Origin of the sequence: Streptomyces lateritius, assembly GCF_014649715.1 — a bacterium.
GTDB classification, from domain to species: Bacteria; Actinomycetota; Actinomycetes; order Streptomycetales; family Streptomycetaceae; genus Streptomyces; species Streptomyces lateritius.
The window spans coordinates 438,286-452,281 of the sequence record NZ_BMTO01000004.1; the positions used below are offsets into that span (position 1 = coordinate 438,286).

The window sequence follows — 13,996 nt, forward strand, 5'->3', positions numbered from 1 at the left end:
GGGTTCGCGGTACGGCCCGCCACCGGGGCGGGTACGGGCCCGCTGGCCGTACCCGCCCCGGTGGCGTCCTGTGCTCAGCCCTCCGCGGGAACCGGGGCGTGGCGCGGGACCGGGCCCGGGTCCGGGGCTGACGCGGAGACGGCTGGCGAGGATGCGTTCACGGGCAGGGGAGCGGTGGCCGGCGGGGCGGCGTCGGGCTCCACGGCCGGGGCGGCGCTGGGGATGTGCCCTGCGTCCGGGACGGGGCTCGTGCCCGAGGTGGACTCCGGGATTAGTCCCGGGTCCGGGGCCGAGCCGGGGGCCGCCTCGACCGCCGCCGTGGCGGTCTGGCGCTCAGGCAGGAGCTCCAGGACCGCGCTGCGGTGCGCCTCGCTCGTCGCGTCGTCGTACGGGTCGGGTGTCGCCGGAACCTGCAGCCGCAGGACCGGGCCCGTACCGAGGCGGGCGTAGCCGCGGCCCGGAGGGACGACCGGGGTCGGCGTGGTGTGCGGCTCGACCCCGAGGACCGACTCGATCTGCTCGGGGGAGGCGGGACCGAGCACCACCCGGGCGCGGGTGTGCGTCCGTACCGTCTCGTTCAGCGCGTCCACGCTGTCGAACTGCTCCGCCACCACGACCGTGACGTGCGCGGCCCTGCCGTGTCGCAGCGGCACCTGAAGGAGGTCCTGCGGGTCGGTGCGCCCGGCGGCCGCCGCGAGATGCCCGAGGACGCTCGGCCGGTCGAGCAGGATCCACAGGGGGCGTCTGGTGTCCTCGGGCGCGGGGTGGCCCGCCTGCCGCGCCCGGTTGGCGGCGATCAGCCGCCGCTCGGTCTCGTGGACCGCCCACTCCAGGCTGGCCAGCGCGCCCGCCAGACCGCATTCCACGGCCAGGACACCCGGACGACCGATCAGACAGGCGTACTCGCCGGTGCCGCTGCCCTCGATGAGGAGGACGTCGCCGTGGGTCAGCGCCTGCAGGGCGATGGACCGTACCAGGGACGTGGTGCCGCTGCCGGGCTGGCCGACGGCGAGCAGATGCGGCTCGGTCGAGCGGGGGCCGGTGCGCCAGATCACGGGCGGCGCGTCCTTCGCCCCGTCGGCGGCGAGGACCGGAACGGTCCGCTGAACGGCGTCCGCGTCGGTGAAACCGAGGACCGTCTCGCCCGGCACGGTGACGAAACGCTGGGCGGCGATCGTGGTGGGCAGGGCGGGCAGCACGCTCATGACGAGCTGGTTGCCCTCCTCGTCCCAGTCGAAGAGGTACTCACGGCCGCGCCCCGACTTGGCGTGCAGCAGCTGCTCGATCCGGGCGCGGGAGGACGCCTCCCCGTCCGTGAAGTAGGCGGGGTACTTGATCCGCAGCCGCGTCAGGCGCCCGGCGTCGTCGAAGACGTACTCCTCGAAGGCGCCGCTCCAGTCGCCACCGTGGGCGAACAGCGGGGCCGGGTCCTCGGGAACGGAGAAGTACGGCACCAGCGCCTCGTAGAGGCCCTTGAGCCGCTCGATCTCGGCATCGTCGGGCCCCGCCTTCACGACCGGGCGCTCACGCCCCTTCCACGCCGCCGCGCCCATGACCGAGACGAGCGCGAGGAGCGGCCCGTACGGGACGAGGGCGACGGCAAGGACGCAGGCCGCGACCAGGAACAGCGTGGGACCGCGCCGTTCCTTGGGCGTCGCGGCCCACTTGGCACGCCCGGTCGCGGCGAGCCTCCGCAGACCACGCGTGATCGTGATCAGCGGATGGAGCACATCGGTGGCGCTGTCGGCGGCCGTGCGCGCGATCTCTCGACTGCGAGCGATCCGGTCGCTGCCGCTGCTCAGAATGCGGGGGAGTGGTCGCCGGGCCACGTCGTACTCCTGGAGTTGTGGAAGGGGCTGTGATGGGGGGCGTCAGAAGTTGATCCCGCCCAGAAGGCTGGCGAGACTCTGGCCGCCCGCGGTGATGCTCGGGGCGATGGCGGTGCCGGCGAGATAGAAGCCGAACAGCGAGCACACGAGGGCGTGGGATGCCTTGAGGCCGTCCTTCTTGAAGAACAGGAAGCAGATGATGCCGAGCAGGACCACGCCTGAGATGGACAGGATCATGAGGAGTTCTCCTGGTTGAGGGGACAGTCACCATGAGTCCTTCCAGGTTCACAGGAAGTATCTATGCGATTAAAGGTGCATATGAGTGAAAAGAGGGTGATTTCACTTGACTGGCGGATGTGGAGGATCGGCCCGGGTGGCGAAACGCGCGAGGCGCGCTAGCGCCGATCGGCCCAGGACCCGACTGGGGTGAATCTTTGCCGCGGACGGCCCCGGTCATGTCGCCGCACGGGCAGTACCCTGTCGATTCACTCGTACGGCCGCGCTTGCCGTGCGCAGGTCAGGGCCCCGGCGATGCCGAGTCCAGGGCCGAGATCAGCACCGAGACACGGTTCCCCACGGAGAACCGCAGCAGGAGAGAAAGGCGGACACGTCCGATGAGCGAGACTCCGGACCCCGAGGTCGTCGAGCTGGCCGGGAAGGTCTTCGACCTGGCGCGCACGGGCGACGCCGAGGCGCTCGCCGCCTACGTCGACGCGGGCGTCCCCGCGAACCTCACCAACGAGAAGGGCGACTCCCTCGTCATGCTCGCCGCCTACCACGGGCACGCCGACGCGGTCACGGCCCTGCTCGCCCGCGGTGCGGACGCCGACCGCGCCAACGACCGGGGTCAGACCCCGCTCGCCGGCGCCGTCTTCAAGGGCGAGGACGAGGTCGTCCGCGCCCTGCTCGCCGGCGGGGCAAATCCGGAAGCAGGGACTCCGTCCGCCGTGGATACTGCTCGGATGTTTGGGAAGGCAGAACTCCTCGAACTGTTCGGCGCCCAGTGAAGATCGAGGTGAACGGGCACTGAACCCCAGGTGAGAGCGGTGTCGTAAATGTGGTCGCGGTGGCGAAATGGCTGGGTCATCATGACGTCGGGCCCGCAAGGGGCCACCGACGAGAGGCAGAGGAAGATGGTCAACACCAAGCGAAGGACGACGGGCGGCCCTCCATGTTGCTGCGCGGCCTAGGCGATCACCAGTCTCCGGTACTCCCCGGTCGTGTCGACAGCTTGATGTGAGGCATCTTCCAATGTTCGAACCATTCATAGCGCCGAGCGGCACCCTGCTCGGCCTGCTGCAGAGGGGCCGCGGCGACGGCACCCTGCACGCCCTCGCCGCGCCACGCGCCGAGGCTCTCGCGGCCCTGAACCACTGCGTTCTCAACGACCCCCGCCACGACTGGCAGGTCGAGAACCGCTCTCTCTACTACGCCCGTCTCTACCTCGACCTGCACGGCGGGCTCGAGGAGATCGAGGCCCACCTCTTCGGCGCCGAGGACCTCTTCGACGCCGAGGAGAACAGGACCGGGCTCGCCCTCGCCGTCCTCGGGCACCTCGCCTCGTACGGCCGGCGGGACGCCCTGACCCTGCTCCGGCGGTACGCCGCGACCGGCGCCAACTGGGCCTGGGCGCTCGACGAGCTCGCCCTTCGTGACGACGACGCCGGACTGCGCTCGCTCGCCGTCCCCGTCCTCGCCCGCTTCCCCGCCACGGCGGAGGGCGACGCCGAGCTGGCGAGCGCCGTGCGGGACGCCTTCGAGCCCCGCCCGTGGCGGCTCTGGGCCGAGGACCGGCGGGAAGCGGTCGGCAGCCGGATCAGAGCGGCCCGGGAACAGGGCTCCTTCGACCGCTGGCAGCGCCAGATGCGACCCAGCGGGCCCCGGCCCGGCTGGAGCGTCCAGGCGGTCTTCGACTGGGCCCAGGAAGGCCTGGAGCGCGGCACCGCCCTGCACGGGCCCGCCGCTCGCTGCCTGACCGCCGTCGCCGGGCCCGAGGACCGGGCGGCGATCGTCGAGGCCGCCCGCAGCGGTCCCGACGGGGCGCGCTGCGCCGCCCTGCACTACCTCGCCGAGTCGCGCGATCCGGCGGTGCTCGACCTCATCGAGGCCGCGGCCGGCAGCGACTCACGTACGGTCGCCGAAGTCGCCGTCTCCGCTTTCGAGCGGATGTGCGGGGAGGCCGCCGTGGACCGCGCCCGTGGCTGGATCCACCGGCCCGATCCCCTCGGCGCCGCCGCCGCCGGCGTCCTCGCCTCCCGTGGCGTGGCCCGGGACGCCCACCTCGTCCTCGGCGCTCTGCGGGAGACCGTCCGGGCCGAAGGTCCCGACGCGACCGCCCTCTACACCCTTGTCGACGGCGCCGGCCGCCTCGGCATCGCCTGCGCCGCCCCCGTGCTGCGCCACGTCTACCGAGAGACCGCCTCCTCCCAGCTCCGCGGCCGCACGGCCCGCGCCCTCGCGGCCACCGACCCGACCTTTCCGACGGGCTTCGCCGTCGAATGCCTCTGGGACTGCGAGGAGACCACCCGCGAGGTGGCGGCGCTGCACGCCGAGACCGGCGACGTCCGCGTCGCGGAACGCCTGCGCCGCCTCGCCGCCGACCCGGCCGAGGAGGCCGAGGTCCAGACGGCGGTACGCAACCGGATAGGCCCGGACCTGCAGGTTTGAGGCGGGCGCCGACCGGGGGCGCCCCGGGGCGCCGGGCTGTGTGACTGTTCGACCGGCGGGTGCTCGACCGTCGGCTCGCGGCCGGGTTGTTCGCCGTCGGGACGACGGTCGGGCGGGGCCCCGACGAGGGCACCGGCCGCGGCGGGAGGCGGAGCGGGCCGGGAGAGACCGGGCCGCCGGGCGGTCCGGAGCCCAGGGCCCCGAGGGGCGGTGCGGAGGAGCCGGGGCGGTGCGGCCTGCGGGGGGACACACGTCCCGCCGATGTGGCCCCGCCCCGGGGACGGCACGGCCCCGTGCGAGGGAGACCACCCGCCGCCGCGCGCCTGCTGCCGCACCTCGCAGGGGCCGAGGTGCGGCACCGGGCGGGGGGCACCCCCGGCTCGACCGCCGCGCCGAACAGGCCCCTGTCCGCCGCCCTCGCTGCGGTGTCCCTCGACGCCCTGGTGGCCACAATGGGGGAATGAGCGGGCGCTGGGAGTTCTGGATCGACCGTGGCGGCACCTTCACCGACATCGTGGGCCGGCGGCCCGACGGCCGGCTCGTCACCCGCAAACTCCTCTCCCACGACCCCGCCCGCCCGCACGACGCCGCCGTCGCCGGGATCCGGCTCCTCCTCGGCCTGAGCCAGGACGAGCCCGTCCCGGCCGACCGCGTCGACGTCGTCAAGATGGGTACGACCGTGGCCACCAACGCCCTCCTGGAGCGGCGCGGCGAACCGACCGTCCTCCTCGTCACCCAGGGCTTCCGCGACGCCCTGCGCATCGCCTACCAGAACCGCCCCCAGCTCTTCGACCGTCACATCGTCCTCCCCGAGACCGTGTACGAGCGGGTGATCGAGGTCCCCGAGCGGGTCGACGCCCACGGGCGTACGGTCACGCCCCTCGACGAGTACGCCGTCGCCGCGGAGTTGGAGGCGGCCCACCGCGCCGGCTACCGCTCCGCCGCCGTCGTCCTCCTGCACGGCTATCGCCGCCCCGGCCACGAGACCCGCGTCGCCGCCCTCGCCCGCGCCCTCGGCTTCACCCAGGTCAGCTGCTCCCACGAGGTCAGCCCGCTCATCAAACTCGTCCCCCGCGGTGACACCACCGTCGTGGACGCCTATCTCTCCCCGGTCCTGCGCCGGTACGTCGACCGGGTGGCGCGGGAACTCCCGGGGATCCGGCTGATGTTCATGCAGTCCAACGGCGGACTGCGGGAGGCCGCGCGCTTCCGCGGCAAGGACGCGGTCCTGTCGGGCCCGGCCGGCGGCGTCGTGGGCATGGCCCGCACCTCCCGGCAGGCGGGTTATGACCGGGTCGTCGGGTTCGACATGGGCGGCACCTCCACCGATGTGTCGCACTACGCCGGTGAGTTCGAGCGTGAACTCGGTACACAGGTCGCCGGGGTACGGATGCGCGCCCCGATGATGAACATCCACACCGTCGCCGCGGGCGGCGGCTCCGTCCTCCACTACGACGGCCGGCGCTACCGCGTGGGACCCGACTCCGCGGGCGCCGTCCCCGGCCCCGCCTGCTACCGCCGCGGCGGCCCGCTGACCGTCACCGACGCCAATGTGATGCTCGGCCGCGTCCAGCCCGCCCACTTCCCCGCCGTCTTCGGGCCCGACGGCGACCAGCCGCTCGACGCCGGTGTCGTCCGCGAGAAGTTCACCGCCCTCGCCGAAGAGATCGGAGGCGGCCGCACCCCCGAGGAGGTCGCCGCCGGATTCCTCGAGATCGCCGTCCTCAACATGGCCAACGCCGTCAAGAAGATCTCCGTTCAGCGCGGTCACGACATCACCCGCTACGCCCTCACCACCTTCGGCGGCGCCGGCGGTCAGCACGCCTGCGCCGTCGCCGACGCCCTGGGCGTCGACACCGTCCTCGTCCCCCCGCTCGCCGGTGTGCTCTCTGCGTACGGGATCGGCCTCGCCGACGCCACCGCCATGCGCGAGCAGTCGGTCGAGGCGGAACTCGGCGCACCGGGGACACGGGGGACCCACGCGCGCGTGACGGAGCTCTGCGACCGGCTCGCGGAGCGGACCAGGGGGGAGCTGCGGGCGGACGGGCTGCCGGACTCCGCGATCACCACCCACGCGCGCGTGCTGCTCCGGTACGCGGGTACGGACGCGAGCCTCCAGGTCGGTCTCGCCTCCCCCGAGGAGATGACAACCGCGTTCACGGCCGCCCACCGGGCGCGGTACGCCTTCACCATGGACAAGCCGCTCGTCGTCGAGGCCGTCTCCGTGGAGGCCGTCGGCCGCGCGGGACCCCACGGCCCGGTGGTCGTCGACGCCGGAGCACGGGAGGGCGCGCTCGCGCCCCGGGCGACGGTACGGACGTACAGCGGCGGGACCGCCGTGCCGACCCCGCTGTACCGGCGCGAGGACCTGCGCCCCGGCGACACGGTCACCGGACCCGCGATCCTCGCCGAGACCGACGCCACCACCGTCGTCGACGACGCCTGGCAGGCCGCCGCGCACGCCGGCGGCCACCTCGTCCTCACCCGAGCGCGGCCCCGCCCCTCACGGGTCGCCGTCGGCACGGACGTCGACCCCGTCCTCCTGGAGGTCTTCGACAACCTCTTCATGGCGATCGCCGAGCAGATGGGCGTACGCCTGGAGAACACCGCCCACTCCGTCAACATCAAGGAGCGCCTCGACTTCTCCTGCGCCCTGTTCGACCCCGAGGGCAACCTCATCGCCAACGCGCCCCACATCCCCGTCCACCTCGGCTCCATGGGCGAGTCCGTCAAGGAGGTCCTGCGGCGCGGCGGCGGCTCCCTGCGCCCCGGCGACGTGTACGCCGTCAACGACCCGTACCACGGCGGCACCCACCTCCCCGACATCACCGTGGTGACGCCGGTGTTCAGCGACTCGGGGGACGAACTGCTCTTCGCCGTCGCGTCGCGCGGCCACCACGCGGAGATCGGGGGCATCACCCCCGGCTCCATGCCCGCGTTCAGCAGGACAGTCCACGAGGAGGGCGTCCTCTTCGACAACTGGCTGCTCGTACGGGACGGGCGGCTGCGCGAGGAGGAGACACGCGCCCTGCTGACCGGCGCGCGACATCCCTCCCGCGACCCGGACACCAACCTCGCCGACCTGCGCGCCCAGATCGCCGCGAACGAGAAAGGCATCGCGGAACTGCGCGCGATGGTCGACGAGTTCGGCCTCGACGTCGTCCACGCCTACATGCGGCACGTACGCGCCAACGCGGCGGAGTCCGTGCGGCGGATCGTCGCCGGGCTGCGGGACGGTGCCTACCGCTACGAGACGGACGACGGGGCGGTCATCCAGGTGGCGATCCGTGTGGACCGCGAACGGCGCACCGCCGTCGTCGACTTCACCGGCACCTCGCCCCAGCGGGAGGGCAACGCCAACGCGCCCACCTCCGTGGTCATGGCCGCCGTCCTGTACGTCTTCCGCACCCTCGTCGACGACGACATCCCCCTCAACAGCGGCTGCCTGGAACCCCTCGACATCCGCGTCCCGCCCGGCTCCATGCTCGCGCCCGTCCACCCCGCGGCGACCGTCGCCGGGAACGTCGAGACCTCCCAGGCGGTCACGGGCGCCCTGTACGCGGCGCTCGGCGTCCAGGCCGAGGGCTCGGGAACGATGAACAACGTGACCTTCGGCAACGCGCGCGTGCAGTACTACGAGACCGTGGCGAGCGGGTCCGGCGCCGGCGACGGCTTCCACGGCGCCGACGCCGTACAGACCCACATGACCAACTCCCGCCTCACCGACCCCGAGGTCCTCGAGTGGCGGCACCCCGTCCGGCTGGACTCCTTCGTCGTACGGGAGGGCAGCGGCGGCCGGGGCCGCTGGCACGGCGGCGACGGGGTCGAGCGCCGCATCCGCTTCCTGGAACCGATGACCGTGACCCTGCTGACCGGCCACCGCCGCGTCCCGCCCTACGGCATGGCCGGAGGGGAGCCGGGAGCCCTCGGGGAGAACACGGTCGAACGCGCCGACGGCACCGTCGACCGCCTCGCCGGAGTCGACACCGCCGAAGTGGGCCCTGATGACGTCCTGGTGCTCCGCACCCCCGGTGGCGGGGGATACGGCACACCGAGCGCCGCCGAGCGCCCCGGCGGCGGCTGCGCGCCCGTGGAACGCTAGTCCGGCCCGGCCCGGTCGCGGTCGGACTGGTGGTCCCGCGCCCCGCCTCGGTACTCAGCGGACCGGGACGAACCGCACCGCCGTCCCCGGGACCGCCTGGGCCGCCGCCGCCAGGTCCCCCTCCCGTACCACCGCGATCACCGGGTAGCCGCCGGTCGCCGGATGGTCCGCGAGAAAGACCACCGGACGGCCGTCCGGCGGGACCTGGACCGCGCCCAGGACCATTCCCTCGCTGGGGAGTTCACCGGGGACGGCCCTCTCCAGGGGCGGGCCCTCGGTCCGCAGGCCGATGCGGTTGCTGGAGGAGGAGACCCGGTACGCGCGCGTGGCGAGGGTCTGGAGCGCCGCACCCGTGAACCAGTCGTCACGCGGCCCGAGCCGGACCCGCAACACGAGTTCGTCCGGCGGACCCGGCCAGGGCGGCGAGTCGACCGCACCCCGTGCGGACGGTTCCTCTCCCAGCGGCAGCACCACCCCGACCGCCAGCGGCGCCGGACCGAGCCCGGACAGCAGGTCGGTGGAGCGGCTGCCGAGGACGGGATCGACGGCGACCCCGCCGCCGAACCCCACGTACGAGCGCAGTCCGCGGACGGCGGCGCCGACCTCCAGGAGGGCCCCGGGCCCGACCCGTACCGCCGTCCCCCAGGCGGCCGGGCGCCCGTCGACCGTGACGGAGCACGGCGCCCCGCCGACCGCGACCGTCACCGCGCACCGTGGCCGCACGGCGCACCCGTCGACCGTGGTCTCCAGGACCGCCGCGCCCTCCGGATTGCCGACCAGACGGTTCACCAGCCGAGCCGCTCCCGGGTCCAGCGCGCCCGAGCGGGGAACGCCCAGATGCGCGTGACCGGTCCGGCCCAGGTCCTGCACGGTGGTCAGCGCTCCGGCCCGTACGACGGCGACAGCACGATCGGTCACCGGCTCTCCACCACGAAACGGACTCGCGCACCTGGTGTGAGCAGGGCGGCCGGCTCACGGGACGTGTCCCAGAGCACCGCGTCGGTGGAACCGATCAGCTGCCAGCCGCCGGGGGAGGAGCGCGGGTACACACCCGTGTACGGCCCCGCCAGCGCGACCGAACCGGCCGGGACGGCGGTGCGCGGGGTGGTCCGGCGCGGCACCTGGTACTGCTCGGCGAGCCCCGTCAGATAGCCGAAGCCCGGCGCGAATCCGCAGAAGGCGACGCGGAACTCGGCGGCGGAATGGATCCGTACCGCCGTCTCCACGGACACCCCCCACAGTGCGGCGACCTCCGCCAGATCGGGCCCGTCGTACCGGACGGGCACGTCGATCGCCCGCTCCACGCGCGCGAGGAGCGGCGGAATCGTCCACTCCCGCAGCTGTCCGGCCAGGAGATCGGGTGCGTCGACCCCGTCGAGCAGCACCGTCCGCGCCGCCGGCACGATCTCGCGTACGGCGGGCAGCGCACCGTGCGCCCGGCGGCGCAGCAGCTCGGCGTGGAAGGCCTCCGTCTCCGTTCCGCTCGCCAGCTCGACGAGCAGCGCCCGCTCGCCCACCCGGAACACCCGCCGTGCCCTCATGCGAACGCCTCCACCCGGACCCCGGCCGCCTCCAGCTGGCCGCGGACCCGCCAGGCGAGATCGACCGCGCCGGGGGTGTCCCCGTGCAGACAGAGCGACCGTGCCCGGACGGCGACGGTCCGCCCGCAGTGCGAGGTGACCACCCCGAACCGGGCCATGGACAGCGACCGTTCCACGACCTCGGCGGGATCGGTGACGACGGCTCCCTCCTGCCCCCGTGGCAGCAGGGAACCGTCCGCCGTGTAGGCCCGGTCGCCGAAGGCCTCGGTGACGACGGGCAGGCCCGCCTCCGCGGCCGCCTCGTGGAGACGCGAACCCGGCAGACCGAGCACCGGAAGGCCTTCGCCGCCGCTGCCGAGCAGGATCCCGTCGACGACCGCGCGGGCCTGCTCCTCGTCGCGGACCACCCGGTTGTAGAGCGCGCCGTGCGGCTTGACGTAGGAGACCCGAGACCCGGCGGCCCGGGCGAAGACCTCCAGGGCCCCGATCTGGTAGGCCACCTCGGCCGCCAGCTCGTCCGCCGGGACGTCCATCGAGCGCCGGCCGAAGCCGGCCAGGTCGCGGTAGGAGACCTGGGCCCCGATCCGTACCCCGCCGGCCGCCGCCCGCTCGCAGACGCGCCGCATGGTGACGGCGTCCCCGGCGTGGAAGCCGCAGGCCACGTTGGCGCTGGTGACCACCGAGAGGAGCTCCTCGTCGTCGGTCAGCGTCCAGCGGCCGAAGCCCTCTCCGAGATCGGCGTTGAGGTCGATCGAGGCCCAGGTCATGGTGTCGTTTCCTTCCTTCCCGGGAGATGCCGGTGGTGCGGGTGGTGCTTTCGGTGCGGGCGGCGCGGGTGGTGCGGTTGGTGTGGGTCAGACGGGGACGCGGTAGCGCTCGTCGCGTACGTCGGTGACGAGCATCCGTCCCGGCGCGTGGGTGAGCGCGAACGGTGGACGCGAGGCCATCACCGCGGCCTGCGGGGTCACCCCGCAGGCCCAGAAGACCGGCACGTCCCCCGGCTCGGCCACGACGGCGTCGCCGAAGTCGGGACGGTCCAGGTCGCGGATGCCGAGCGCCGCCGGGTCGCCCGCGTGCACGGGCGCGCCGTGCACGGCGGGCAGCAGCCCGCTGATCCGCCGTGCCGCGGGGACGAGGTCCGCCGGGACGTGGCGCATCGAGACGACCATCGGGCCGCGCAGCCGCCCTGCGGGCCGGCATGCGCGGTCGGTGACGTACATCGACACGTTGCGGCCCTGCTCGACATGGCGCATGGGCACCCCCGCCTCCGCGAGCGAGGCCTCGAAGGTGAAGCTGCAGCCGATCAGGAACGACACCAGGTCGCCGCGCCAGTACGGCGTCACGTCGGCCGGTTCGTCGACGAGCCGGCCATGCTCCCAGACGCGGTACCGCGGAATGTCGGTCCGCAGGTCGGCGCCGGGTGCCAGCTCCGTCGTCCAGGAACCGGCGTCCGTGACGTCGAGGACCGGGCACGGCCGGGGGTTGCGGGTACAGAACAGGAGCACGTCGTACGCCCAGGCCGCGGGTACGGCGATCAGGTTGGCCTGTGTGTGGCCCGGGGCCCAGCCCGCCGTGGGGCCGGTCGCCCCGGCCCGCGCACGCGCGCGTGCCTCGCGCGGATCGAGAACGGCCGCGGCGCTCATGCCAGTTCCTTTCCGCGGGTCTCCGGCAGACCGAGGAGCGCGAGGACGGCGAGACCGTAGCCGGCGGCGCCGAAGACCAGGGCGCCGCCGACACCCCAGCTCTCGGCGAGGAAGCCGACCAGTGTCGGGAAGACCGCGCCCACCGCGCGCCCGGTGTTGTACGTGAAGCCCTGTCCCGTACCCCGTACGGCCGTCGGATACAGCTCGGCGAGGAAGGAGCCGAAGCCGCTGAAGATGGCCGACATGCAGAAGCCGAGCGGGAACCCCAGCACGAGGAGGAGGGTGTTCGCCCCTGAGGGGATGTTCGTGTAGGCGAGGACGGACAGTGCCGAAAGGACGGCGAACAGCGCGATGTTCTTCTTCCGGCCCAGCCGGTCGGTGAGGTACCCACCCGTCAGGTAGCCGATGAACGCCCCTGAGATCAGGAAGGTCAGATACCCGCCGGTGCCGACCACGGTCAGCCCGCGCTCGGTCTTCAGGAAGGTGGGGACCCAGGTGGCGAGGGTGTAGTACCCGCCTTGCACACCGGTCGAGAGCAGGACCGCGAAGAGGGTCGTGCGCAGCAACGGCGGCTTGAAGACGGCGGCGAACGAACCGCGTTCGGCGCTGGCGCGCCGCACCTCGGCGGCGTGGGGGGCGTCCTCGACGTTGCGCCGGACGTAGACGACGAGGAGGGCGGGCAGGGCGCCCGTCCAGAACATCACGCGCCACGCGGTGTCGGCGTCGACGAACTGGAAGACCAGGGTGTAGACGATCACGGCGAGCGCCCAGCCCGCCGCCCAGGCGCTCTGGATGAAGCCGAGGGTCCGGCCCCGGTGCCGGGCGGAGGCGTACTCGGCGACCAGGATCGCGCCGACCGCCCACTCGCCGCCGAAGCCGAGACCCTGGAGGGCCCGGAAGACGAGCAGCGTCTCGTAGTTCGGCGCGAAGCCGCACAGCACCGTGAAGAGCGCGTAGGTGACGACCGTGATCATCAGCGCCCTCACCCGGCCGATGCGGTCGGCGAGGATGCCGGCGAGCGCGCCGCCGATCGCGGAGACGACGAGGGTGACCGTGGTCAGGAGGCCGGTCTGCCCCTTGTCGAGGCTGAAGTAGGCGGCGATGGCCACCATCGACAGCGGCAGCGTGAAGAAGTCGTAGGAATCCAGGGCGTATCCGCCGAAAGCGCCGCCGAAGGCGCGCCGACCGCGCGGCCCGAGGGCCCGCAGCCAGGCGAACGCGCCCGTGTCGTCGGGCGGTTCGCCCTGGGTGTGCTGCTGGGTCTGTGTCGTGCTCATCTGCACCTCGCAGAGGGGGAGGCGTGCCTGAGGACGTACTGAAGGACCGTGCGGTGTCGTTAACGTAGAGGATTGTTCAACGATCCGACAAGAGGCATGTTGTCTCGTTCTTATTTCTACGATTGACTCGCCGCGGGCGACGGAGGGAACGAGGCACTGTGAGCGGAATCGGCGGCATGGACGAACTCGCTGACGATCGGGCGCTGTTGGGGCGTACGAGCACAGCGGAACGGGTCGCGGACATCCTGCGTACCCGGATCGCCGAGGGCTTCTTCCCGCCCGGCGTCCGGCTCTCGGAGGAGAGCATCGGGGGCGCGCTCGGGGTGTCCCGCAACACGCTGCGCGAGGCGTTCCGGCTGCTCACCCACGAACGGCTGCTCGTCCACCAGCTCAACCGGGGCGTCTTCGTCCGGGTCCTCACGGTCGACGACGTCGACGACATCTACCGCACCCGCCGTCTCGTCGAATGCGCCGTCGTCCACGGACTGGGGGAACCGCCGTTCGCCCTCGACGGCCTCGTCGACGCCGTCGAGGAGGGCCGGAGGGCGGCTCGCGCGGCGGACTGGACCGGGGTCTCCACCGCCAACATCCACTTTCACCGCGAACTGGTCGCCCTGGCCGGCAGCGCCCGTACGGACGAGTTGATGCGGGGGGTCCTCGCCGAACTCCGTCTGGCGTTCCACGTCGTGGACGACGCCCGAGCTCTGCACGAGCCTTATCTCATGCGAAATCGTGAGATTCTGGACGCTCTCCTCGCAGGTGAGCGCGCGACGGCGGAACGCCTTCTGATGGGCTACCTCGACGACTCCCGAGCGCGGATCGTCGAGGTCTACGCGAAGGCGGTCGACGAACCGGCGGCTCCCGAGACCTGACGGGCGGGGCCCGCGGTCCGGGCCCGGAGACGCGGTTCCCGGGGCTCCGGCTGAGGCCGGAGCCG

The 13,996-nt window shown here is 73.2% G+C and carries 11 protein-coding genes; 4 read left to right on the forward strand and 7 right to left on the reverse strand.

The annotated features are described in order from the left end of the window. Positions 1–74: 74 nt before the first annotated feature. Positions 75–1,829 (reverse strand): hypothetical protein, encoded by a 1,755-nt coding sequence (locus IE136_RS10950; protein ID WP_158985293.1) that lies wholly within the window; start codon positions 1,827–1,829, stop codon positions 75–77. Between the two features lie 42 nt (positions 1,830–1,871). Next, the gene (locus tag IE136_RS10955; protein ID WP_158985291.1) at positions 1,872–2,066 is read right to left on the reverse strand and encodes a hypothetical protein; all 195 of its coding nucleotides are present in this window, start codon (positions 2,064–2,066) and stop codon (positions 1,872–1,874) included. A 377-nt stretch (positions 2,067–2,443) separates the two neighbouring features. On the opposite strand from IE136_RS10955, the gene IE136_RS10960 reads away from it, so the two are divergent. The 3 genes from IE136_RS10960 (at position 2,444) to IE136_RS10970 (ending at position 8,598) form a co-directional block, all read left to right on the forward strand. Beyond that, positions 2,444–2,836, forward strand: coding sequence for an ankyrin repeat domain-containing protein (locus IE136_RS10960; protein WP_158985289.1), 393 nt, complete (start codon positions 2,444–2,446; stop codon positions 2,834–2,836). A 244-nt stretch (positions 2,837–3,080) separates the two neighbouring features. Next, positions 3,081–4,496: a HEAT repeat domain-containing protein gene (locus IE136_RS10965; RefSeq protein WP_189600215.1), complete on the forward strand. Its 1,416-nt coding sequence runs from the start codon at positions 3,081–3,083 to the stop codon at positions 4,494–4,496. A gap of 460 nt (positions 4,497–4,956) precedes the next feature. Beyond that, positions 4,957–8,598 carry a hydantoinase B/oxoprolinase family protein gene (locus tag IE136_RS10970; RefSeq protein WP_189600216.1) on the forward strand — a complete coding sequence of 1,214 codons (3,642 nt, stop codon included), beginning with the start codon at positions 4,957–4,959 and terminating at the stop codon, positions 8,596–8,598. 54 nt (positions 8,599–8,652) lie between these two features. Here IE136_RS10970 and IE136_RS10975 read toward each other — a convergent pair whose 3' ends face one another. From IE136_RS10975 to IE136_RS10995, 5 genes are all read right to left on the reverse strand, one after another. Further along, a complete protein-coding gene (locus tag IE136_RS10975) occupies positions 8,653–9,516 on the reverse strand; it encodes a 5-oxoprolinase subunit C family protein (protein ID WP_158985283.1) in 864 nt (287 codons plus the stop codon). After that, the gene (pxpB, locus tag IE136_RS10980) at positions 9,513–10,139 is read right to left on the reverse strand and encodes a 5-oxoprolinase subunit PxpB (protein WP_158985281.1); all 627 of its coding nucleotides are present in this window, start codon (positions 10,137–10,139) and stop codon (positions 9,513–9,515) included. The genes IE136_RS10975 and pxpB overlap by 4 nt, the downstream gene beginning before the upstream one ends. After that, the gene (locus tag IE136_RS10985) at positions 10,136–10,906 is read right to left on the reverse strand and encodes a LamB/YcsF family protein (RefSeq protein WP_158985279.1); all 771 of its coding nucleotides are present in this window, start codon (positions 10,904–10,906) and stop codon (positions 10,136–10,138) included. Before IE136_RS10985 ends, pxpB begins: the two co-directional genes overlap by 4 nt. Positions 10,907–10,993: 87 nt before the next feature. Next, positions 10,994–11,782 carry a putative hydro-lyase gene (locus IE136_RS10990; protein WP_158985277.1) on the reverse strand — a complete coding sequence of 263 codons (789 nt, stop codon included), beginning with the start codon at positions 11,780–11,782 and terminating at the stop codon, positions 10,994–10,996. Next, positions 11,779–13,059 carry an MFS transporter gene (locus tag IE136_RS10995; protein WP_158985275.1) on the reverse strand — a complete coding sequence of 427 codons (1,281 nt, stop codon included), beginning with the start codon at positions 13,057–13,059 and terminating at the stop codon, positions 11,779–11,781. Before IE136_RS10995 ends, IE136_RS10990 begins: the two co-directional genes overlap by 4 nt. A 176-nt stretch (positions 13,060–13,235) precedes the next feature. On the opposite strand from IE136_RS10995, the gene IE136_RS11000 reads away from it, so the two are divergent. After that, complete coding sequence (locus IE136_RS11000; protein WP_158985273.1) at positions 13,236–13,931, forward strand: GntR family transcriptional regulator; 696 nt, start codon at positions 13,236–13,238, stop codon at positions 13,929–13,931. Positions 13,932–13,996: the final 65 nt, after the last annotated feature.